Origin of the sequence: Bradyrhizobium sp. WBOS07 (assembly GCF_024585165.1) — a bacterium.
Taxonomy (GTDB): Bacteria; Pseudomonadota; Alphaproteobacteria; order Rhizobiales; family Xanthobacteraceae; genus Bradyrhizobium; species Bradyrhizobium japonicum_B.
The window spans coordinates 1,305,820-1,326,267 of record NZ_CP029008.1; the positions used below are offsets into that span (position 1 = coordinate 1,305,820).

Below are 20,448 nucleotides of genomic sequence, written 5' to 3' on the forward strand. Positions count from 1 at the left end.
GGCCCCCGCCTCTCAGTCGACGAATTCAGCGCCGAACTCGCAGCCGATGCGCCAGCGCAGGCGGCATTGCCGGGAATAGTCCGGCGCGAAGATGATGGTGAATTGCGGCGGCACTTCCAGAAATTCCGCCACCACTTTCACGCCACCATCCGAAATATCGGTGATCGTGCAGTCCCGCGGCAGCGAGCCCGCGCCAAAATGGATCTTGGCGAGGCGGCTGCACACCCGACGTTCGCTTCTGCGGCGATTTGCAAGCATTTGAATTGTTCACCCGTTAGACCACGGCCCATCCCGTAGCCCCAGGAGTAGCGGACATTCGTTGGAATGTGCTGAGGGCAGAAGCTCGCATTCGAAGCGTAGTGTCGGCTCGGCGTTTACGAAGGGTTAGGGCCTGTCCGCCCCTGCGGGATGTTCCTGTATTGTTCTTGCGAAAGGAGCCGCGCTCTGCTACCCCTAATTGCGCGAGAGGGGCAGGCTGGTTTGAGCATGGTGCAGCGGGTTTCCACCGTCGCTTTTGAGGGGATCGAGGCCCGCGCGGTCGACGTGCAGGTCCAGGTCGCCCCTGGCCTGCCGGCCTTCGCCATCGTCGGCCTGCCGGATAAGGCGGTGTCGGAGGCGCGCGAGCGGGTGCGCTCGGCGCTGATCGCCTCGGGGCTGGCGCTGCCGGCGCGCCGAATCATCGTCAATCTGGCGCCGGCTGACCTGCCCAAGGAGGGCAGCCATTACGACCTGCCGATCGCGCTCGGCCTGATGGCGGCGATCGGGGCGATCCCGCCGGACGCGCTGACCGGCTTCACCGTTCTCGGCGAGCTCGGCCTCGACGGCTCGATCGCGCCGGTGGCCGGCGTCCTTCCCGCCGCGATCGGCGCCAATGCACGCGAGGAGGGGCTGATCTGCCCGGCGGCCTGCGGCTCCGAAGCGGCCTGGGCGAGCCCGGACATCCAGATCATCGCAGCAAGCTCGCTGATCCAGATCGCCAACCACTTCAAGGGCACGCAGGTGCTGTCGCGGCCCTCGCCGAAGGTGCACGAAGCCGCGGCGTCCACGCTGGACCTGCGCGACATCAAGGGCCAGGAGAGCGCCAAGCGGGCGCTGGAGATCGCGGCCGCCGGCGGGCATCATCTGCTCATGATCGGCGCGCCCGGCGCCGGCAAGTCGATGCTGGCCGCACGGCTGCCCTCGATCCTGCCGCCGCTGTCCCCGGGCGAGCTGCTCGAGGTCTCGATGATCGCCTCCGTTGCCGGCGAGATCGAAGGCGGCGCGCTGACGGCGCGGCGGCCGTTCCGCTCACCGCATCATTCCGCCAGCATGGCCGCGCTCACCGGCGGCGGCATCCGCGCCAAGCCCGGCGAGATCTCGCTGGCGCATCAGGGCGTGCTGTTCCTCGACGAGCTGCCCGAATTCGATCCGCGCGTGCTGGATTCGCTGCGTCAGCCGCTGGAGAACGGCGAGGTCGCGGTGTCGCGCGCCAATCATCGCGTCACCTACCCTGCCCGCTTCATGCTGGTCGCGGCGATGAATCCGTGCCGCTGCGGCAATGCGTTCGAGCCCGGCTATGCCTGCAAGCGCGGCCGCATCGACCGCTGCACCGGCGATTACCAGGCACGCATCTCCGGCCCGCTGATGGACCGCATCGATCTGCGCATCGAGGTGCCGGCGGTGACCGCGGCCGATCTGATCCTGCCGCCGCCGGCGGAAGGATCAGCCGAGGTCGCCGCGCGCGTGGCGGCAGCGCGCGACATCCAGCTGGCGCGCTATGCGGATGCCGGCCTGCCCAAGGTCCGCACCAATGCCGAGGCGCCGGCCTCGGTGCTGGAGGAGATCGCCAAGCCGGATGCGCAGGGCGCCAAACTGTTGCGCGACGCCGCCGAGACCATGCGGCTGTCGGCGCGCGGCTATCACCGCGTGCTGCGGGTGGCGCGCACGCTCGCGGACCTCGACCATGCCGACAAGATCGGCCGGCTGCATCTTGCCGAAGCATTGTCCTATCGCGCACTCGCGGAGGATGTGCGGCAGATGGCTTGATGATACCGCGTGTCAACCCGGCGGTAACGAGTTTCCTTTACGCTCTGCAAACCATAGGGCCCACCCATTCGGCTGCGAATTCCCCGAGGGCCCGGCGAGTAGAGTGTCATGTTGCGTTTCAAGATTCTGGCCTCCGTTATTCCCTTGCTGGCGGCCGCGGTGTTTGCCCGGGCCGAGATCGGATCGGTCTCGCATCCCTGCATCGCCGTGGGCGAGACCTCGGTCGAGCTGACCTCGCTGTTCTGGACCGCCGGCGTGCATGTCGCCTTCACCGAAGATCCCGCGCGGGCCACGGTCCGGGTTCAGGTCACCGAGGATTCCGACGCCGCGGACTTCGCATTGGTCGACGACGGCCTCGGGTCCGAGCCGGAGACCTGTCAGGCCAATCCCTCGACGCGCCTCGTCTCGATTGCCGCTCAGCCCGTCGATGGCGGCGAGGTGATCTATCTCTCCAGCGAAGGGCCGGCGGATTACCGCATCTACGTGCGCTCGAAGTCGGTCTCGCTGCGCGAGGCGGCGGCGCTGATCGTCGGCGCCCGCGGCAGCCATCGCCAGCTCCAGGCCGCCTCGCTCTGACGCGTTAACACTTCGTCAACCCTGTTCGGAGGCGGAGCCGAAGCCTCAAACTGTTCGCAAGGTGGACGCGACATCGTCGCATGCGGCGGCGGGTTTCAGACAAGGGTCGGTGACGATGGGTCGGACGTTCCGGATCAAGGTGCGCATGCGCCGTTTCAGGCGGCAGCACCCCCGCATTGCCTTCGCGATCCGCTCCTTCATGATCTTCTCGGCGACCTTCGGCGGCGCCTATGGCTTCGTGTCCGGCAGCCGGTCCGACACCTCCGGCTACGATCCCCACACCTTTGCGATCGGCGCGAGCTTCCTGTTCGCGCTCGCCTGCCTCGGGCTTGCGACGCTGAGCATGCGCCTGCGCTTCGTGGGCAAGCGGCTGCGTACGCTTGCCGCCCACAACGAAGCCCTGATCGACCGCAATTGGGAGCTGAAGGAAGCGGAAGAACGCGCCCGCAGCCTGTTCGAGCAGCAGGGCGACCTCATCGTGCTGCGCGACACCGATGGCCGCATCACCTTCGCCAACGAGGCCTATTGCGCTCTCGCGGGACAGACGCGCGCCGCGCTGGTCGGCACGCGTTTCGATTTCGACGTGCTGGAGCAGGGCGACAGCGCGCGCGAGAGCAACGGCACCCGGATCCACGACCAGAAGATCGCAACCCCGCTCGGCGCGCGCTGGATCGCCTGGCGCGAGGGCTATGTCCGCCTCGATGCCGGCCAGCCCGCCGAATTGCAGAGCGTGGGGCGCGACGTCACCGATCGCACCGAAACCGAACGCGCCTTGTCCGAGGCGCGCGACCAGGCCGACGCCGCCAACCGCGCCAAATCGCGTTTCCTGGCGATGGCCTCGCACGAGATCCGCACGCCGCTCAACGGCATCATCGGCATGGGCGGCCTCCTGCTCGACACCCATCTGACGCCGGAGCAGGCGACCTATGCCAAGGCGGTCAAGACCTCCGGTGAAGCCTTGATGGCGCTGATCGAGGAATTGCTCGACTATTCCAAGATCGAGGCCGGCAAGCTCGATCTCGAGCAGCGTCCCTTCGCGCTCTCGGTCCTGATCGAGGAGATCACCGAGCTGCTTGCTCCGCGCGCGCAGGCGAAATCGCTCGAGATCGCCGCCTATGTCGACGAGCGCCTGCCGCTGGAGGTGGTCGGCGACGCCGCACGGCTGCGCCAGGTGCTGCTCAACCTCGCGGGCAACGCCATCAAGTTCACCGCTCAAGGCGGCGTCGCGCTGATCGTCGAGCCCGGCATCTGGCCGAACGAGATCAGCTTCCTGGTCCGCGACACCGGCATCGGCATCGCGCCGGAGGCACGGCAGCGGATCTTCCGCGAATTCGAGCAGGCCGACGAGCGCGTCGCCCGCACCTATGGCGGCACCGGGCTCGGCCTTGCCATCAGCGAGCGCATCGTCAAGCGCATGGGCGGCCGCATCACGCTCGAAAGCGCGCCGGGCAAAGGCTCGACCTTCGAGATCGCCGTGCCGCTTCCGGCCCCGCAAGGCAGCGCGGGACAGACGGCCTTTCCAAACCCGGACCTTGCCGGCAAATCGATCCTCCTCGTCGCCGACGGCATCGAAGCCGCGCTGATCGCGCGGCGCCTGGAGCGCTGGGGCGGCCAGACCTGTCTGGTTGCGGACGCGGCGGTTGCCGAAGCGCTGCTGCCGGAACGCTCTTGGCACGCGGTGCTGATCGATCGCGCAATCGGTCCTGCGATGGCCGACCATCTGGGTGAAATGGCCCGCGCACATGCGCTGCAGCGTCTCGTGCTGCTGACGTCGAGCTCGCGCCACGAAGAACTGTCGCCGGCCTTCACCGGGTTCCTGGTGAAGCCGCTGCGGGCGGCCTCGCTCGCCGCGCGTCTCGCGCTGACGCCGGAGATCGCATCGCCCGAACTCGCGCCGGAACCGGCAGCTGAAGCTGCCGGCGCCACACAAGCGAAGGGCCTCTCGATTCTCGTCGCCGAGGATAACGAGATCAACGCGCTGCTGATGCGCTCGCTGCTGACGAAACTCGGCCACCGCGTCGTCATCGCCGTCCACGGCGAGGCCGCGCTGGAATCGTGGCTCGCCGCTTCGTCGGCCGGCACGCCCTATGATCTCGTGCTGATGGATATCCAGATGCCGCAGCTCGACGGCATCGAGGCGACGAAGCGTATCCGCGCGCATGAGGCCGCCGCCGGCAGCCATCACACACCGATCCTCGCGCTCACCGCCAATACGCTGGTGGAGGATCGCTACGCCTGCTTCGAGGCAGGCATGACCGGATTTCTGATCAAGCCGCTGGATCGCGACAAGCTCGACGAAGCGCTGAGAGGGCTCACGGCATCACAACGGCTCGGTCTGATCGGGAACCTGGCGGGAACCCGGGCCTAGCCGGCAATCGGCAATTGAAATCGACCGCGTTGCGCGTCACCATCCTCGGGGGCTATTTTTGCAATAGAGGATTTTGCGCATGAACGTGCTTTGCCGCCTCGCATTGATTGTTGTTCTCGCCGGTTTCTCCCGACACGCCGCGGCCGATACGCCGGAACTCGTCGCCTCGCTCAAGCAAGGCGGCTTCGTCCTGATATTTCGACACACCGCCACCGACGACAGCCAAAAGGATATCTACCCGTTCAAGTTCGACGATATGAGCGCCCAGCGTCAGCTCAGCGACAAGGGCAGGGACATGGCGCGCCAGATCGGGGCGGCGGTCAAGGAACTCGCGATCCCCGTCGGCGATGTCTACACCAGCCGGCTGAACCGCGCGATCGAGGCCGGCAAGCTGATCTCCGGCCGCGAGGTCAAGCCGGTTGATGCGTTGACGGACAGCAGCAATGCCAGCGCGTCGGGAATGGCGAACCCGACCGGCGCCAATGCAAAGGCCGGCCAGGCCGTGCGTCAGCTGGTCGATGCGCCGCCGAAGGCGGGCACCAACACGTTACTGGTCACTCACAAGACCAACATCGCCGATGCCTTTGGCAAGGAGGCCGGCAACGTCGAGGAAGGCGAGGCCTTCGTCTACAAGACCAACGGCTCCGGGCCCGCCGCGTTCGCGGGACGCATCAAGATCGCGGATTGGACTGCGAAGCCCGGTAAGTGACGGACAGTACCCAATCCGCCGCCGGCGCGACGGCGGCGGGGCGGGACTTGCCGCTCCGTCACGATCCTGTGCTACCAACGTGCCGCAAGGTGCGACTGGAGGCCGGCGACACGTGAGAACATCGGAAGACCGCTCATTCCTCGTCTGGCTCGGCGTCATCACCCTCGCGTTCGGATGGCTGCTTTGGCCGTTCTCCGGCGCCTTGCTGTGGGCCACGCTGCTGGCGATCATCTTCGCGCCGGTCTATCGCCGCTTCCTGGAAGGGCTTCCGGAATGGCGCAATCTTGCCGCGCTTTCCACCGTCATCGTGGTGGTCGTCCTGGTCCTGATCCCGGTCGGGATCGTGATCGCTTCGCTCGTCGACCAGGGCGGCGAGCTATATCAGCGCATTCAGGCCGGCGAGATCAATCTGGCTCATCCCCTGCAGCAACTGAAAGCCGCGCTGCCGGACTGGGCCGCGTCCATCTCGGATCGCCTGGCCGGCATTGACCTCTCGGCGCTGAAAGAACGCCTGTCCGGCCTGGTGGTCCCGGCCGGCCAGCAGCTGGCCGGGCATGCGATCAACATCGGCCAGCTGACGCTGGAGTTCGTCGCGAGCCTGCTGGTGATGCTGTATCTGCTGTTCTTCTTCCTGCGCGACGGCGACGAGCTGAGCCAGCGCATCCGCAGCGCGCTGCCGCTGCGCGCGGGCCAGACCGCCGAGATCCTGGACGCGTTCATCCTGGCGGTTCGCGGGACCATCAAGGGGATCATATTGGTTGCGCTGATCCAGGGCGCACTTGGCGGGCTGATCTTCTGGCTGCTTGGCCTGACTGCACCGCTGCTGGCCGGCGCCATCATGGCGCTGTTGTCGCTTCTGCCCGTGCTCGGCTCCGCCCTGGTCTGGGTTCCGGCTGCCCTCTATTTGCTGGTGGCGGGCGCCGTAACCAAGGGAATCATCCTGCTCGCTTTCGGGACCTTCGTCATCGGCCTCGCCGATAATTTTCTGCGCCCGGTTCTGGTCGGCCAGTCGATCCGGATGCCGAGCTATGTCGTGCTGCTGGCGACGCTGGGCGGCCTTGCGACCTTCGGAGCCAACGGTTTCGTCATCGGCCCGCTCGTCGCCGCCATGTTCCTGACGGCGTGGAACATCTACGTCGGCTCGAAAGAACGCCTGAAGGTCCAGGAATGAACTGTCACGCGGCGTAAGCAACGAACCGCGGCGCGGAGAGCTTGTCCGGCTTCACCGGGCTTGTCTTGAAGACCGTATCCGCCTGGGCGGAGCGCTTGCAATGCGGGCAGACGAAGAGATGCGCGATGATCGGAACCGGCTCGTCCGCGAGCAGTTCTGAGCGGAACCATTTCATCTCGATATGGCAGTCCGGGCAGCTCGGCGCTTCGAGCAGCTCGGCAGCACTTCTGAGACGATCAACCATGGCGCCCTCGCGTTTGGTACGCTCATAGTTGAATACCTTTTGCCGGTCTGCAACAAAAGACACTCTGCCCGAACGATCCAGAATCTCGTCAACCGGCGCGATTACAGCCGCCGCAACGCCACGCTCTCCACCGTGTGGTCGGCGCCTTTCTTCAGGATCAGCGTCGCGCGGGGGCGGGTCGGCAGGATGTTGTCCTCGAGATTGGCGAGGTTGGTGCGCTCCCAGATCGCGATGGCGGTGGCGGTGGCTTCCTCGTCCGACAGCAGCGCGTAGCGGTTGAAGTAGGATTTCGGGTTGGTGAAGGCGGTGTCGCGCAGCGCCAGGAAGCGCTTGATGTACCATTGCCGCAGCGCCGCCTCGTCGGCGTCGATATAGACCGAGAAGTCGAAGAAGTCGGAGACTACAGGCACCGCCTTGCCGTCGCGCGGCAGCTTGCCGGTCTGCAGCACGTTGACGCCCTCGACGATCAGGATGTCGGGCTGATCGACCTCTGCCCATTGGTTCGGCACGATGTCGTAGGTCAGATGCGAATAGACTGGCGCACGCACGTGGCCGCGGCCGGACTTGATATCGGAGAGGAAGCTGAGCAGCAGCGGCAGGTCGTAGCTTTCCGGAAAACCCTTCTTCTGCATGATGCCCTGCCGATCGAGCACGGCATTGGGATAGAGAAACCCGTCGGTGGTGATCAGCTCGACCTTGGGGCGCGGCGACCAGCGCGCCAGCAGGGCCTGGAGCACGCGCGCCGTGGTGGACTTCCCGACGGCGACCGATCCGGCGACGCCGATGATGTAGGGCACCTTGCGGTCGCGGATGTTGAGGAACTGGCGCTCGGCGTAATACAGGCGCTGCATCGCATCGACATAGATCGAGAGCAGGCGCGACAGCGGCAGGTAAATGTCCTCGACCTCCTGCAAGTCGAGGCGATCGTGCAGTGAGCGCAGCCGGTCGAACTCGCCCGGCTCCAGCGTCATCGGCGTGTCGTCGCGCAGGCGTGCCCATTCTTCGCGCGTATAGACCCGGTAGGGATTATACTGCTGCTCGGGTGCGCGGATATCCATGACGCCGCCTTTCCGTTGCTTCGATCAATCGCTCTTGCGCGAAGCCTTTTCTTCCAACCCTGACATCGAAGTGCGCTTAGCCAGCACCGCCTCGACCTCTTCCAGCTTTATGCCGCGTGCCTTCAGCAGCACAAGGAAATGATAGAGCAGGTCGGCACTTTCAGCGACCAGATGCGCGCGATCGTTTTCGACTGCTGCGATTACGGTTTCGACTGCCTCTTCGCCGAACTTCTTGGCGCAATGCTCGGCGCCCTTGTCGAGCAGCTTGCGGGTATAGGATGCCTCGCCGCCGTTCGCCGCGCGGATGTCGATGGTCTCGGCCAGATCGTGGATCGTGAAACGCGGCATCGGATTACTCAGAAACACATGGGGCCAAGGGGCCCGTCGCCCACTGGCTTGTGTAGCATTTTTGCAGGCGGGAGTCGTCAGGCATCGAGGCGCATCGGCAGCCCGCGGCGGGCCATGTGCTCCTTGGCTTCGCGGATGGTGAATTCCCCGAAATGGAAGATCGAGGCCGCCAGCACAGCCGTGGCGTGTCCGTCGCGGATACCATCGACGAGATGGTCGAGATTGCCGACGCCGCCCGAGGCGATCACCGGAACGGGCACGCTGTCGGCGATCGCCCGGGTCAGGGGGATGTCGAATCCCTGCCTGGTGCCGTCGCGGTCCATCGAGGTGAGCAGGATTTCACCAGCGCCGAGCGCGACGACTTCCTGGGCATATTCGATCGCGTCGATGCCGGTCGAGTTGCGGCCGCCATGGGTAAAAATCTCCCAGCGCTCGCCGCCCGGACGCTTCACTCGCTTGGCGTCGATCGCAACCACGACGCATTGTTCGCCGAATTTCTCGGCCGCTTCCTTGACGAACTCGCGCCGCGAGACCGCGGCACTGTTGATCGAGACCTTGTCGGCGCCAGCGCGCAGCAGCGTCTTGATGTCGTTGACCTCGCGCACCCCGCCGCCGACGGTGACGGGCATGAAACAGGCTTCCGCGGTGCGCCGGACCACGTCCAGCATGATGCCGCGGTTCTCGTGGGTCGCGGTGATGTCGAGGAAGGTGAGCTCGTCGGCGCCGGCCGCGTCATAGGCGATCGCGGCCTCGACGGGGTCGCCGGCATCCCTGAGATCGACGAAGTTGACGCCCTTGACGACGCGGCCGTCCTTGACGTCGAGGCAGGGGATCACACGCACCTTGAACATGTGTCAGCTCCTGCGCGCGTCGCGGATCAAAGTGAGGGCGGCGGAGGGATCGAGCCGGCCGTCATAGAGCGCACGTCCGGCGATCGCCCCGGCGAGCTTTTTCGCGCGCGGTGTCAGCATCGCCCTGACGTCCTCGATCGAGGCGAGGCCGCCCGAGGCGATCACGGGAATCGAGATGGCGTCCGCGAGCGCAATGGTCGCGTCCAGGTTCAGACCCTTGAGCAGGCCGTCGCGCGCGATGTCGGTGAAGATGATGGCGGCGACGCCGGCGTCCTCGAACCGCTGTGCGATCTCAAGCACCGTAACCTGCGAGGTCTCGGCCCAGCCTTCGACCGCGACCTTGCCGTCGCGGGCATCTAGCCCGACCGCGACGCGACCGGGGAATTTCTTCGCGGCCGATTTCACCAGCTCGGGATCACGCACCGCCGCCGTGCCGATGATGACGCGGGTGATGCCCTTGTCGAGCCAGGCTTCGACGGTCTTGAGATCGCGAATGCCGCCGCCGAGCTGCACCGGGATCTTGATCGTCTTCAGCATCGCCTCGACGGCTTCTGCATTCACCGGCTTGCCGGCAAAGGCGCCGTCGAGGTCGACGACGTGGAGATACTCAAATCCCTGCTCGACGAAGCTCTGCGCCTGCGCCGCCGGATTGAGGTTGAACACGGTGGCGCGCGCCATGTCGCCTTGCTCGAGGCGCACGCACTGGCCGTTCTTGAGGTCGATCGCGGGAAAGAGAATCACGGTTTCCATCGCAAGAAGTTCGAGATCAGGGCGAGGCCGAAGCGCTGGCTCTTCTCGGGGTGAAACTGCGTGCCGATGGCGGTGTCCTTGCCCACGATCGCCGTGACGGGCCCGCCATAATCGGCGCGCGCGAGCACGTCCGCCTCGCTGGCCGCGTTGAGGTGATAGGAGTGCACGAAATAAGCGTGCTGGCCCTTGGGGCCGAGCGGCAGCTTGTTCAGCACCGGATGGTCCTGCAGCAGGTCGAGCGTGTTCCAGCCCATGTGCGGGATCTTCAGGCTCTCGTCGCGCGGCGTGATCTTCTCGACGTCGCCGCCGATCCAGTTCAGGCCCTCGGTGATGACATGCTCCTTGCCGCGGCTCGCCATCAGCTGCATGCCGACGCAGATGCCGAAGAACGGCCGCGCCTTGACGCGCACCGCTTCCGTGATCGCCTCGACCATGCCGTTGACGGCATCGAGCCCGCGCCGGCAATCGGCGAAGGCACCGACGCCCGGCAGCACCAGGCGGTCGGCCTCGTAAGCCTGGTCCGGATCGCTGGTCACAAAGACCTTTTGCGGGTTGTCCAGGCTGCGCGCGGCGCGCTCGAAGGCTTTCGCGGCGGAATGCAGATTGCCGGAACCGTAATCGATGATGGCGACGCTCATCTTGACCCTCCCGGTTCTGGAAACAACCCGATGATGCCGCCGGCCGGAAGCGGCGGCGGGTTCGAGAATTGCTGGCTCGGCACGCTGCGGGTCGGCGGCGGGCCGCCGCGGTCGACGGCCCATTGATCATTGACGATGCCGTGCTGCTTCTGGCTCCAGCGCTCGAAAAAGCGGCGCTCGGCGGTGTCCTCGTCGTCGGCCACCACCACGTCGAGCTGGCGCCATTTGCCGCGCGACAGCGTCCAGCGCCGCAGGCTCGAAGCCTCCAGGCCCATCAGCAGCGCGACGACGAGATCGGCGAAGAAGATCGACGAGCGTCCGATACCGAGGCTCGACAGCCCCGCATTGAACGCGGCGATGAAGATCAGATAGCCGATCAGCGCCAGCCACAGCCGATTCCACAGCAGCCAGAACGGGCCGAAGATCATCGCCCAGAAATGGAAACCGTCGCGCACGAACACGAACTTGTCGGTCGCGCGCAGATCGGCTCCGGCGGGAGAGGGCGCATGAACTGTGTAGACAGGCATGGTGATGCCTCGTTCCTAGGAAGTCAGAGATACCGCAAGCGGCGCATGCCGCCGCGAGAGACGTCAGCCGCCGAGCGAGCCCTTGGTGGACGGGATTTCGCCCACAGCCTTCGGATCGATCGCGACCGCGGTGCGCAGCGCCCGCGCCAGACCCTTGAAGCAGGATTCGGCGATATGGTGGCTGTTATCGCCATATAGGGTCTCGACGTGCAGAGTCACGCCGGCGTTGATGGCAAAGGCCTGGAACCATTCCCGCACCAGCTCGGTGTCGAACTCACCGATCTTGTCGCGGGGGAAGTCGGCCTTAAACACCAGGAACGGGCGGCCCGAGATGTCGATGACCACGCGCGACAGCGTCTCGTCCATGGGCATGTGCACGCCGGCATAGCGGGTGATACCCGCCATGTTGCCGAGCGCCTGCTTGACCGCCTGGCCGAGCGCGATGCCGGTGTCTTCGGTGGTATGGTGATAATCAATGTGCAGATCGCCCACCGCCTTGACTGTGAGGTCGATGCGGGAATGGCGGGCGAGGAGATCGAGCATATGGTCGAAAAAGCCGATGCCGGTCGCGATATTGGCCACGCCGGTGCCATCGAGGTTCACGGAGACCTCGATCTCGGTTTCCTTGGTCTTGCGCTTGATCGTCGCGGTGCGCATTGAAGGCTTTCGCTTCTCTTTGAGCCTGATCCTTCCCGAAAAACCGGTACCCGCTTTTCCGGGATCATGCTCGGGGCCGAAAACGCCAGTCTCTTAACAGCCAAATGACGCCTTCGCTACTGCGGGAGCGGCCCGTCGGGCCTCTACTTCTGCCTATGGTGAGCGAAATTCGGCCCGGAACGGCCCGTTGTGCCCAGGTTGTCCCGTTGCCCCCGACCGCCTAAATCAGGCCGGACAACGAGGATCATTCATGCAGGCTTCCCAGAACGGCTCGCCAGGCTGGCACGGCACCACGATCTTGACGGTCCGCAAGGGCGGCAGGGTGGTGGTTGGCGGCGACGGCCAGGTTTCGATCGGCCAGACCGTGATCAAGTCCAACGCCAAGAAGGTCCGCAAGCTCGGCAAGGGCGACGTGATCGGCGGCTTTGCTGGCGCCACCGCCGACGCCTTCACCCTGTTCGAGCGGCTGGAGGCCAAGCTCGAGCAATATCCGGGGCAGCTGACCCGGGCCGCGGTGGAGCTGGCCAAGGACTGGCGCACCGACCGCTATTTGCGGCGGCTGGAAGCCATGATGATCGTGGCCGACAAGGACGTCTCCCTGGTCCTGACCGGCACCGGCGACGTGCTGGAGCCCGAGGCCGGCGTGATGGCGATCGGCTCCGGCGGCAATTACGCGCTGGCGGCGGCACGGGCCCTGCTCGACACCGACAAGGACGCCGAGACCATCGTCCGCCGCGCCATGGACATCGCCGCCGACATCTGCGTCTACACCAACCGCAGTCTGACCATCGAGAGCCTGGCGACGGGGTAGGGCGGAGCATCATTTGTCCGAACACCTACCCGCACGCTCGGTGCAACCTCTCCCGCAAGCGGGAGAGGGGGCGCAGCGCCGCCGTGGCTGCTAGATGACCCCCACCTACACCTTCCGCCCGATGACACCGGGCGACATGCCGCTGATCCGGCGCTGGCTCGATGCGCCCCATGTCGCCGAATGGTGGCACGATCCGGAGACGCTCGAATTCGTCGGCGGCGATCTCGATCATCCGGATCTGGCGCAGTTCATCGTCAGCCTTGACGGACGGTCGTTCGCCTATCTGCAGTGCTACCAGATCGGTGATTGGCACGTCAGCTTCGGCCCGCAGCCGGTGGGCACACGCGGCCTCGATCAGTTCATCGGCGAGGCCGATATGCTCGGATGCGGCCACGGCTCCGCTTTCATCCGCGCCTTCATCGACCAGCTCTTCGCGCGCGGCGTGCCGCGCATCGTGATCGATCCTGGTCCCGCCAATGCCCGCGCCATTCGGGCCTATGAGAAAGCCGGATTTGTGCCGCAGCATGTTATCGTCACGCCCGACGGTCCTGCACTCCTGATGATCCGAGACTCATGACGCTCACCGCGACCCCCGCCGCAAAGACCCCCACTGCCAAGCCCGCATTTCCGCCGCTCGGCTGGGTCGGCATCGCGCTATTGCTGCTGGCTCTTCAGGCCGCGATCCTGCTCGGTATGGGCCGGGTGCCGATCTGCACCTGCGGCACTGTCAAGCTGTGGCACGGCGTGGTCAACAGCTCGGAGAACTCCCAGCAGATCGCCGACTGGTACAGCTTCTCGCACGTCCTGCACGGCTTCCTGTTCTACGGCCTGACCTGGCTGCTGTTCGCCCGCCTGCCGTTGCTGCCCCTCCCTCTTCCAAGTTTATCTTGGCCGGCCCGCCTGATCGTCGCCATGCTGATCGAAGGCGCCTGGGAGATCGTCGAGAACTCGCCCTTCATCATCGAGCGCTACCGCGCCGGCACCATCTCGCTGGATTATTTCGGCGACAGCATCGTCAACTCGGTCTCCGACAATCTGGCCATGGTGCTCGGGTTCCTGGCCGCGCGTGCGCTGCCCGTGAGTGCGACCGTCCTGCTCGGGCTCAGCTTCGAGATCATGCTGGCGCTTCACATTCGCGACAATCTGACGCTGAACATCCTGATGCTGATCCATCCGATCGAGGCCGTGAAGCATTGGCAATCCGGCCCGCCGATCATCTGACGGCCGAAAATGCGGCTTGTCCTCTCTCGCAACTGACCCTAGCTAAGGTCCCATGACAGACTTCTCTCCGCGTGAAATCGTTTCCGAACTCGACCGTTTCATCGTCGGCCAGGCCGATGCCAAGCGCGCCGTCTCGATCGCGCTGCGCAACCGCTGGCGGCGGCAACAGCTATCCGGCTCGTTGCGCGAAGAGGTGCTGCCGAAGAACATCCTGATGATCGGCCCGACCGGCGTCGGAAAGACCGAGATCGCGCGGCGGCTCGCCAGGCTCGCGAATGCACCGTTCCTGAAGGTGGAAGCGACCAAGTTCACCGAGGTCGGCTATGTCGGCCGCGACGTCGAGCAGATCGTGCGCGACCTCGTCGAGGTCGCGATCGCCCAGGTCCGCGAGAAGAAGCGCAAGGACGTGCATGCCCGGGCGCAGCTCGCCGCCGAGGAGCGCGTGCTCGACGCGCTGGTCGGCGCCAATGCCTCGTCCACGACGCGCGAATCCTTTCGCAAGAAGCTGCGCGCCGGCGAGCTCAACGACAAGGAGATCGAGATTGAGACGCAGTCCTCGGGCGGCGGCATGCCGATGTTCGAGATCCCGGGCATGCCCGGCGCGCAGATGGGCGCGATCTCGATCGGCGACATCTTCGGCAAGTTAGGCGGCCGCAGCAAGACACGGCGGCTCACGGTCGAGGGCTCGCACGAGATCCTGGTCAACGAGGAATCCGACAAGCTGCTGGACACCGATCAGCTGACGCTGGAGGCGATCAGCGCGGTCGAGAACAACGGCATCGTGTTCCTGGACGAGATCGACAAGATCTGCGCCCGCGACGGCCGCGTCGGTGGCGACGTCTCCCGCGAGGGCGTGCAGCGCGATCTGCTGCCGCTGATCGAGGGCACCACGGTCTCGACCAAGCACGGCGCGGTCAAGACCGACCACATCCTGTTCATCGCCTCCGGCGCCTTCCATGTCGCCAAGCCGTCCGACCTGCTGCCGGAATTGCAGGGCCGGCTGCCGATCCGGGTCGAATTGCAGGCGCTGACCCGCGACGACATGCGCCGCATCCTGACCGAGCCCGAGGCCTCGCTGATCAAGCAATATGTCGCCCTGATGCAGACCGAGGGCGTGACGCTCGACATCGCCGACGACGCGATCGACGCGCTCGCCGATGTCGCGGTCGCCGTCAATTCCACCGTCGAGAACATCGGCGCGCGGCGGCTGCAGACCGTGATGGAGCGGGTGCTGGACGAGATCTCCTTCACCGCCCCCGACCGCAGCGGCGAGACCGTCAAGGTCGACGCCGATTTCGTGCAGAAGCACGTCGGCGACCTCGCCAAGAACGCGGATCTGAGCCGGTTCATTTTGTAAATCGCCAGGCCCGCGCTATTGATACCGCTGTCGTCCCTGCGAAAGCAGGGACCCATAACCACCAGCGGTCCTTGTTGAAACAGACAATAGCTCCAGCCCAGCCTCAAATAGCCTCGTGTGGTTATGGGTCCCGGATCAGCGCTCGCTCTGCTCGCTTGTCCGGGACGACAGCGGAGTTTGCTGCCAGGGCGCGGGCATCGAATGCCCGCTAGCGTCCGGCAAAACCCCTGGCGGCTGCTGCTCGCGATCAACGCGGCGGTCATCGTCGGCGTCTTCATCCACAAGATCCAGCTGCCGCCTTACGTCCCCTATATCCACCTCCTGGTCGACTATCATTTCGGCTTCATCAAGCGCGCACTGATCGGAGCGATCGTTGCTCTGGTCACGACCAAGGTGCCGGTCTGGCTGGTGTTCGCGCTCGGCGGCGTGACGTGGCTGGTGACGCTCGGGCTGTTCTCGAGGCTCTTTCAGAAAACGTTCGGTTTCACCGCGAAGACGTTGCCGCTGTTCGTCTTCATGGCGGGCTCGCCGTTCTACCTGAAGAACTTCATGCACACGCTCGGACATTTCGACATCTACGGCTGTGCGCTCGCGCTCGTCCTACTGCTGATTCCGGCGCGCTCGCTGCTGTTCGTCGCCACGGCCGCGCTGTTCGCGGTCGTCCTGGTGCTGATCCACCACATTCACCTGCTGATGTACGTGCCGACGATCGTCACCATCGTCGTGGTCAGGCACTATCTCGCTTACGGGCTCAATCGCGGCAACGTCGCCTTCGGCATCGTCGCCTTGCTCATCGTCTCCACGCTGTTCTTCGCCGCGCAATTCTGGGGAACGATGCCGATCCCGGAAGCGGATTTCGTCACCTATTTGAAGACGCGCATGGCCGATCCGTCGCGGACCGACCTGCTGCAATTCGCCTATATCTGGTACCAGCCGCTGGCGAAGGAGGTTTTGGACACCTGGGGCCGCCTGCCGCACAACATCCTCGGCATACCCGTGTTCGCACTGCTGATCTGGCTGCACACGCCGCTGTGGCGTTTCTTCGCAAACCTGATCGGCGCACTCGAAAGCGAGCTGCACCGCCGCCTCATCATCGCGGCGCTGATCGGAATCAGCCTCGCCTACCTCGTGATGTTCGCCATGGTGTTCGACTATTCGCGCTGGATCTCGAACTGGGCGGTCTGCATGTTCCTGATCCTGCATGCCGTGAAGACGCTGCCGGCGGCGCGGGAGACTCCGCTGATCCCGGCGGAGGATCGCAACACCAACATCTTCGGCCTGATCATCACACTGATCCCGCGCGTCGGCATCATCCGGCCGTTTTGAAGCTTCCCTTGCAGCTGCGGCGGCGGTGCGCCCCTCTCCCGCAAGCGGGAGAGGTGTAGAGCCGCTACGATCGTGCCCGCCTGATCCGAACATACAGCGCGCCCTCGCCGCCGTGGCCGATATGCGCGGTCTCGAAGCCGACGACGAAGGCGCGGAATTCCGGCAGACTCAGCCATTCCGGCACCTGACGGCGCAGCACACCGCTTTCGCCGCCGCTGCGGCCCTTGCCGGTGATGACGAGCACGAAGGTCAGGCCGTCGTGATGGGCGCGATGCAGAAAGCCGGTCAGTGCGCGATGGGCGCGCGTCTGCGTCATGCCGTGCAGATCGAGCCGCGCCTCGATCTCGCTGCGGCCGCGCGACAGTTTTGTGCGCTCGCGCTTGCCGAGCGGCGCCAGGGGCGGGAAGGCCGGTTTTGCGGCACGCGGCGCCGGCGCGGCGGCAATCGGTCGTGGCGATGATGCAGTGCGCAAGACGGATGCTGCGGCCAACGGCTCGGTGCGCGGCGCGGCATGCGCTTTTGCCGCGCGCTGCTTTCGCAGCGGCTTGACCTGCTTGGCAACATTATCCCACAGCTCTCGCTCCTCCTCGCTCAGCGCGCGGCGGCGCGGCGAGGGCCGAGGCTCAAGCACGGGCGGACGGGACGATCGCTTCATTGCTGCCGAGGGGGACGTTTCTTCACCGGCCGCTGCGGCTCCGAGGCAGGCTCGATCGCGGGGCGCGGCACCGGCAGCGGAACCGGACCTGCGATGGCAACGGTTTCGTTCTTGCTGTCCATTGCGCCGGCGACAGCGGCCGGCTTGACCGTCGCCTTGGCCGGATCGGTTTGCGGAAACAGCTTTGCGATCTTCTCCGAGGGCCGCGGATCCGGCACCGGCAGCTTCGCGGCGCGCGGGGCGGGATCGAGGCTCTTGGGTACCAGCATCACGAATTGCATGGGATGGCGCAGCCGCCCGGAGACCCGGCCGGCCTCCTGGCCCGCGCCGAAGAACAGATCGGCGCGCGCGGGGCCGATGATGGCCGAGCCAGTATCCTGCGCGATCATCAGCCGACGGAACGGCGTCTTGGCCCGTTCGGAGTCGATCGGCAGCTCGCCCTCGATGAAGAACGGGGTGCCGTAGACGTGGAGCGACTTGTCGACCGCGATCGAGCGTCCCGCCGTCAACGGAATGCCCTGCGCGCCCACCGCCTCGTCCTTGTCGGACAGGTTGACCTCGCGGAAGAAGATGTAGGCGCGGTTGGCGCGGCGCAGCTCCTTGGCGCCGTCAGGATTCTGCGCCATCCATTCCCTGATCTTCTGCATCGACATCTCTTCCTTCGGAATGATGCCGCGCTCGATCAGGATGCGTCCGACGGCGGTGTAGGGATAGCCGTTATAGGCGTCGTAGTTGAGCCGGACCGAGCTGCCGTCGTCGAACTTGATCCGCGCCGAGCCCTGGATCTGCGCGAACAACAGATCGGTCGGGTCCTTCAGCCAGGCGATCTCCAGCCCGCGGCCGGCGATCTTGCCGTCCTCGATCTCGCCGCGGTCGTAATAGGGCACCAGCTTGCGGCGGCCGATCTTGCGATAGACCGGGCCCTTGTTGGGCAGGCTGAGCGAATCCTGCTTGTAGCCGCGCACGAACAGATTCGACGGGCGACGGTAAACCGGAACGTTGTAGATTTCGCTCTGGGTGCGCGACCCCTCCAGCACGGGCTCGTAATAGCCGGTGACGAACCCGGCGGGCTCGCCGAGGCGCGAGATGCGCAGCGGAGTGAAATTCTCCTCGAAGAAGGATTTCGCTTTGGCCTCGTCAGTGAGGTCGAGCGTTTTGGCCGCCCGGCACGGCTCGTTCAGAGACCCGGCCAAGGCCTTGGCCTCGCCGTTCTTGACCTCGGCTGCGCCGTTCTGCGCGTTGATCGAGCGGCAGCTGGCGCGGAATGTCTTGTACGCGGCGAGGTGATTGTCGTCGTCCCAGCCCTTCACGTCCGCCCAGGCGAGTGGCAGATATTGCGCGCCGGAAATTTCGAACGGCAGGGGGAGCTGCGGGTAGGGCAAAGCCCGCAATGGCACAGCAGGCAACTGCGGCGGATGGTGACGATGATGATGGTGATGGTTGCGATAATGGCGTCGCGCCGCCTCGGCGCCGAGCGAAAACGATGACAGCGCGACGGCGCCTGCGCAAAGCGCGGTCGCGCTGGTCTTCAAGAAGGTCTTAATTCGCGCTTCCGGTGCCAACCAGCTTCCAGTTCGGATCGCGAGAGGTGACGTCGCGGGCGAAAGTCCAGATGTCGGTGATGTCGGCGACCGTGTCCGCGCTGCCGTCGACGATGTTGCCGGCCTTGTCGCGGGTGGCCGAGATCATCTGCGAGACGAAACGGATCGTGAGCTGGGCGGTCCGGTCGCGCTGCTCGGCGCCGACGAGCTCGGCCTTGTCGATCGAGACGAAGCGGGTCTCGGTCTTCTGCTCGTTCTTCTCGCGCTCCTTGATCGCGGCGTCGAAGCTTTCGTAGACCTCCGACGACAGCAGGTCGCGCAGCGCGCGGCGGTCGCCATTGGCAAAGGCCAGCACGATCATCTCATAGGCGCCGCGGGCGCCCGAGATGAAATGACGCGGGTCGAACGTGGAATCCTTCTCGACGATGGCGTCCAGGCCCTGCGCCAGCGCGGTGCCGGGTTCGGCCAGGCCCTTCCAGCGGTCGGCGGGCGGGGTCGGGTCGGCCGACGGCGCCAACGGGGCCTGGTCGATCACCTTGCCCGGCATGGTCACGACATTGTTGTCCTGGGCGCCTCCCAGCGCATTGCGGGCGGCGGTCCGGTCGAACGGCGGCCGTTCGTTACCGGTTCGCTGTCCGAGCACGCTGCGCAGCCGCAGAAAGATGAAGACCGCCAGCGCCAGGAAGATGATGGTGTAGATGTCCACGTCGGATTCGCTTTCTGGTCTTTGCTCTGGGTCTTCGCTTTTGGCGTCGTCGCCGGGAAAATCAATCCGGCCAGTCAACCGTTCCCTACGGAAACGGCAAGTCTACGTCGCCAATTTGGGTCCACATCAGGTCAGTGGGATGTAGGCACGAAATCTTGCCCGGCCAATGGCGCCTTTTGGCACAGCAGCGAGTGTAGCGCGTTTTATGCTTAAGGGGAAACCCGATCCTGCCCGGAAATCGCGTATCTTCAATCGTTTAAGGCGCAATTTTACCGAAAAGGCAGGGTGACCGTCGCACTTGGCGGCGCGGACCGAATCCCCGCCCCCGGGACCGTTCGTCCTTGTGGAACGAGGCGGCCCTATGTTAGCCAACCGCCGCGAAATTCAGCCCAAATCGGGTAAGGAGAGACTCTCATGACCAACGGTAACGGCACCCCTCCCGAGGCGGCCCAGGCTCCCCAGCTCAACGTGCTGGCGCAATATACCAAGGACCTGTCGTTCGAAAATCCGAACGCGCCGGGCTCGCTCCAGCAGCAGAGCCAGCCGCCCCAGATCAACATCCAGATCAATGTCAGCGCCAATAATCTCAGCGAGCAGGAGTTCGAGGTAACGCTGTCGGTCGAGGGCAAGGCCGACACCGCGGGCAAGATCATGTTCTCGTTCGAGCTCGCCTATGCCGGCGTGTTCCGCATCGCTAACGTGCCGAAGGAGAATCTGCATCCGCTGGTCATGATCGAGTGCCCGCGCCTGCTGTTCCCGTTTGCGCGCGAGATCATCGCGACCGCGGTGCGCGACGGCGGGTTCCCGCCCCTGATGCTGGATCCGGTCGACTTCGTCGGTCTCTATCGCCAGAACATGGAGCGGCAAATGGCCGCCCAGGGCGGTGGCCAGACCGGCCAAGCCTAACTG

General features: G+C 65.4%; 23 protein-coding genes. 11 read left to right on the top strand and 12 right to left on the bottom strand.

The features are described 5' to 3' along the window. Positions 1-12: 12 nt before the first annotated feature. Positions 13-258 (bottom strand): PilZ domain-containing protein, encoded by a 246-nt coding sequence (locus DCM79_RS06130; RefSeq protein WP_018644993.1) that lies wholly within the window; start codon positions 256-258, stop codon positions 13-15. A 228-nt stretch (positions 259-486) separates the two neighbouring features. Here DCM79_RS06130 and DCM79_RS06135 point away from each other — a divergent pair, with 228 nt between their 5' ends. From DCM79_RS06135 to DCM79_RS06155, 5 genes are all read left to right on the top strand, one after another. Beyond that, positions 487-2,025, top strand: coding sequence for a YifB family Mg chelatase-like AAA ATPase (locus DCM79_RS06135; protein WP_257179097.1), 1,539 nt, complete (start codon positions 487-489; stop codon positions 2,023-2,025). A 108-nt stretch (positions 2,026-2,133) separates the two neighbouring features. Further along, the gene (locus DCM79_RS06140; RefSeq protein ID WP_257179098.1) at positions 2,134-2,601 is read left to right on the top strand and encodes a hypothetical protein; all 468 of its coding nucleotides are present in this window, start codon (positions 2,134-2,136) and stop codon (positions 2,599-2,601) included. 115 nt (positions 2,602-2,716) lie between these two features. Beyond that, positions 2,717-4,969, top strand: coding sequence for an ATP-binding protein (locus DCM79_RS06145; protein WP_257179099.1), 2,253 nt, complete (start codon positions 2,717-2,719; stop codon positions 4,967-4,969). Between the two features lie 79 nt (positions 4,970-5,048). Further along, positions 5,049-5,678 carry a histidine phosphatase family protein gene (locus DCM79_RS06150; RefSeq protein ID WP_257179100.1) on the top strand — a complete coding sequence of 210 codons (630 nt, stop codon included), beginning with the start codon at positions 5,049-5,051 and terminating at the stop codon, positions 5,676-5,678. Between the two features lie 112 nt (positions 5,679-5,790). Next, entirely contained in the window at positions 5,791-6,849 is a 1,059-nt protein-coding gene (locus tag DCM79_RS06155; protein ID WP_257179101.1) for an AI-2E family transporter, read from the top strand. A 4-nt stretch (positions 6,850-6,853) separates the two neighbouring features. On the opposite strand, the gene DCM79_RS06160 is transcribed toward DCM79_RS06155, so the two are convergent. From DCM79_RS06160 to hisB, 8 genes are all read right to left on the bottom strand, one after another. Beyond that, entirely contained in the window at positions 6,854-7,093 is a 240-nt protein-coding gene (locus DCM79_RS06160; RefSeq protein ID WP_257179102.1) for a hypothetical protein, read from the bottom strand. Between the two features lie 101 nt (positions 7,094-7,194). Continuing rightward, positions 7,195-8,151: a type I pantothenate kinase gene (gene coaA, locus DCM79_RS06165; RefSeq protein ID WP_126256889.1), complete on the bottom strand. Its 957-nt coding sequence runs from the start codon at positions 8,149-8,151 to the stop codon at positions 7,195-7,197. A gap of 24 nt (positions 8,152-8,175) precedes the next feature. Beyond that, complete coding sequence (locus tag DCM79_RS06170; protein ID WP_028133462.1) at positions 8,176-8,499, bottom strand: phosphoribosyl-ATP diphosphatase; 324 nt, start codon at positions 8,497-8,499, stop codon at positions 8,176-8,178. A 77-nt stretch (positions 8,500-8,576) separates the two neighbouring features. Beyond that, complete coding sequence (hisF, locus tag DCM79_RS06175) at positions 8,577-9,350, bottom strand: imidazole glycerol phosphate synthase subunit HisF (protein ID WP_257179103.1); 774 nt, start codon at positions 9,348-9,350, stop codon at positions 8,577-8,579. Positions 9,351-9,353: 3 nt separating this feature from the next. Continuing rightward, on the bottom strand, positions 9,354-10,091 hold the full coding sequence (gene hisA / locus DCM79_RS06180) for a 1-(5-phosphoribosyl)-5-[(5-phosphoribosylamino)methylideneamino]imidazole-4-carboxamide isomerase (RefSeq protein ID WP_257179104.1): 738 nt from the start codon (positions 10,089-10,091) through the stop codon (positions 9,354-9,356). Next, positions 10,088-10,738, bottom strand: a complete 651-nt coding sequence (gene hisH, locus DCM79_RS06185) for an imidazole glycerol phosphate synthase subunit HisH (protein ID WP_257179105.1) — start codon at positions 10,736-10,738, stop codon at positions 10,088-10,090. Before hisH ends, hisA begins: the two co-directional genes overlap by 4 nt. Then, on the bottom strand, positions 10,735-11,265 hold the full coding sequence (locus DCM79_RS06190; RefSeq protein ID WP_257179106.1) for a DUF2628 domain-containing protein: 531 nt from the start codon (positions 11,263-11,265) through the stop codon (positions 10,735-10,737). The genes hisH and DCM79_RS06190 overlap by 4 nt, the downstream gene beginning before the upstream one ends. 63 nt (positions 11,266-11,328) lie before the next feature. Further along, complete coding sequence (gene hisB / locus DCM79_RS06195) at positions 11,329-11,922, bottom strand: imidazoleglycerol-phosphate dehydratase HisB (protein WP_257179107.1); 594 nt, start codon at positions 11,920-11,922, stop codon at positions 11,329-11,331. A 250-nt stretch (positions 11,923-12,172) separates the two neighbouring features. Here hisB and hslV point away from each other — a divergent pair, with 250 nt between their 5' ends. From hslV to DCM79_RS06220, 5 genes are all read left to right on the top strand, one after another. Continuing rightward, positions 12,173-12,733, top strand: a complete 561-nt coding sequence (hslV, locus tag DCM79_RS06200) for an ATP-dependent protease subunit HslV (protein WP_257179108.1) — start codon at positions 12,173-12,175, stop codon at positions 12,731-12,733. 94 nt (positions 12,734-12,827) lie between these two features. Continuing rightward, positions 12,828-13,310, top strand: coding sequence for a GNAT family N-acetyltransferase (locus DCM79_RS06205; protein WP_257179109.1), 483 nt, complete (start codon positions 12,828-12,830; stop codon positions 13,308-13,310). Further along, the gene (locus tag DCM79_RS06210) at positions 13,307-13,954 is read left to right on the top strand and encodes a DUF2585 domain-containing protein (protein ID WP_257179110.1); all 648 of its coding nucleotides are present in this window, start codon (positions 13,307-13,309) and stop codon (positions 13,952-13,954) included. Before DCM79_RS06205 ends, DCM79_RS06210 begins: the two co-directional genes overlap by 4 nt. 52 nt (positions 13,955-14,006) lie before the next feature. Beyond that, positions 14,007-15,311 (top strand): ATP-dependent protease ATPase subunit HslU, encoded by a 1,305-nt coding sequence (gene hslU / locus DCM79_RS06215; RefSeq protein ID WP_257179111.1) that lies wholly within the window; start codon positions 14,007-14,009, stop codon positions 15,309-15,311. Positions 15,312-15,512: 201 nt separating this feature from the next. Beyond that, entirely contained in the window at positions 15,513-16,637 is a 1,125-nt protein-coding gene (locus DCM79_RS06220; protein WP_257179112.1) for a hypothetical protein, read from the top strand. Positions 16,638-16,701: 64 nt separating this feature from the next. On the opposite strand, the gene DCM79_RS06225 is transcribed toward DCM79_RS06220, so the two are convergent. The 3 genes from DCM79_RS06225 to DCM79_RS06235 are packed head-to-tail and all read right to left on the bottom strand — an operon-like array spanning position 16,702 to position 19,539. Then, the gene (locus DCM79_RS06225) at positions 16,702-17,292 is read right to left on the bottom strand and encodes a Smr/MutS family protein (RefSeq protein ID WP_257179113.1); all 591 of its coding nucleotides are present in this window, start codon (positions 17,290-17,292) and stop codon (positions 16,702-16,704) included. Then, positions 17,289-18,854, bottom strand: a complete 1,566-nt coding sequence (locus tag DCM79_RS06230; protein ID WP_257179114.1) for a murein transglycosylase A — start codon at positions 18,852-18,854, stop codon at positions 17,289-17,291. Before DCM79_RS06230 ends, DCM79_RS06225 begins: the two co-directional genes overlap by 4 nt. Then, positions 18,832-19,539, bottom strand: coding sequence for a Tim44/TimA family putative adaptor protein (locus DCM79_RS06235; protein WP_257179115.1), 708 nt, complete (start codon positions 19,537-19,539; stop codon positions 18,832-18,834). The genes DCM79_RS06230 and DCM79_RS06235 overlap by 23 nt, the downstream gene beginning before the upstream one ends. 414 nt (positions 19,540-19,953) lie before the next feature. On the opposite strand from DCM79_RS06235, the gene secB reads away from it, so the two are divergent. Then, on the top strand, positions 19,954-20,445 hold the full coding sequence (secB, locus tag DCM79_RS06240) for a protein-export chaperone SecB (RefSeq protein WP_028133448.1): 492 nt from the start codon (positions 19,954-19,956) through the stop codon (positions 20,443-20,445). The last annotated feature ends 3 nt before the right edge of the window (positions 20,446-20,448 follow it).

Bases quoted from the DNA above. Each gene is read 5' to 3' on its own strand.
- DCM79_RS06130 (WP_018644993.1), bottom strand. From the start codon at position 258: ATGCTTGCAAATCGCCGCAGAAGCGAACGTCGGGTGTGCAGCCGCCTC.
- DCM79_RS06135 (WP_257179097.1), top strand. From the start codon at position 487: ATGGTGCAGCGGGTTTCCACCGTCGCTTTTGAGGGGATCGAGGCCCGC.
- DCM79_RS06140 (WP_257179098.1), top strand. From the start codon at position 2,134: ATGTTGCGTTTCAAGATTCTGGCCTCCGTTATTCCCTTGCTGGCGGCC.
- DCM79_RS06145 (WP_257179099.1), top strand. From the start codon at position 2,717: ATGGGTCGGACGTTCCGGATCAAGGTGCGCATGCGCCGTTTCAGGCGG.
- DCM79_RS06150 (WP_257179100.1), top strand. From the start codon at position 5,049: ATGAACGTGCTTTGCCGCCTCGCATTGATTGTTGTTCTCGCCGGTTTC.
- DCM79_RS06160 (WP_257179102.1), bottom strand. From the start codon at position 7,093: ATGGTTGATCGTCTCAGAAGTGCTGCCGAGCTGCTCGAAGCGCCGAGC.
- coaA (WP_126256889.1), bottom strand. From the start codon at position 8,151: ATGGATATCCGCGCACCCGAGCAGCAGTATAATCCCTACCGGGTCTAT.
- DCM79_RS06170 (WP_028133462.1), bottom strand. From the start codon at position 8,499: ATGCCGCGTTTCACGATCCACGATCTGGCCGAGACCATCGACATCCGC.
- hisF (WP_257179103.1), bottom strand. From the start codon at position 9,350: ATGTTCAAGGTGCGTGTGATCCCCTGCCTCGACGTCAAGGACGGCCGC.
- hisH (WP_257179105.1), bottom strand. From the start codon at position 10,738: ATGAGCGTCGCCATCATCGATTACGGTTCCGGCAATCTGCATTCCGCC.
- DCM79_RS06190 (WP_257179106.1), bottom strand. From the start codon at position 11,265: ATGCCTGTCTACACAGTTCATGCGCCCTCTCCCGCCGGAGCCGATCTG.
- hisB (WP_257179107.1), bottom strand. From the start codon at position 11,922: ATGCGCACCGCGACGATCAAGCGCAAGACCAAGGAAACCGAGATCGAG.
- hslV (WP_257179108.1), top strand. From the start codon at position 12,173: ATGCAGGCTTCCCAGAACGGCTCGCCAGGCTGGCACGGCACCACGATC.
- DCM79_RS06205 (WP_257179109.1), top strand. From the start codon at position 12,828: ATGACCCCCACCTACACCTTCCGCCCGATGACACCGGGCGACATGCCG.
- DCM79_RS06210 (WP_257179110.1), top strand. From the start codon at position 13,307: ATGACGCTCACCGCGACCCCCGCCGCAAAGACCCCCACTGCCAAGCCC.
- hslU (WP_257179111.1), top strand. From the start codon at position 14,007: ATGACAGACTTCTCTCCGCGTGAAATCGTTTCCGAACTCGACCGTTTC.
- DCM79_RS06220 (WP_257179112.1), top strand. From the start codon at position 15,513: ATGCCCGCTAGCGTCCGGCAAAACCCCTGGCGGCTGCTGCTCGCGATC.
- DCM79_RS06225 (WP_257179113.1), bottom strand. From the start codon at position 17,292: ATGAAGCGATCGTCCCGTCCGCCCGTGCTTGAGCCTCGGCCCTCGCCG.
- secB (WP_028133448.1), top strand. From the start codon at position 19,954: ATGACCAACGGTAACGGCACCCCTCCCGAGGCGGCCCAGGCTCCCCAG.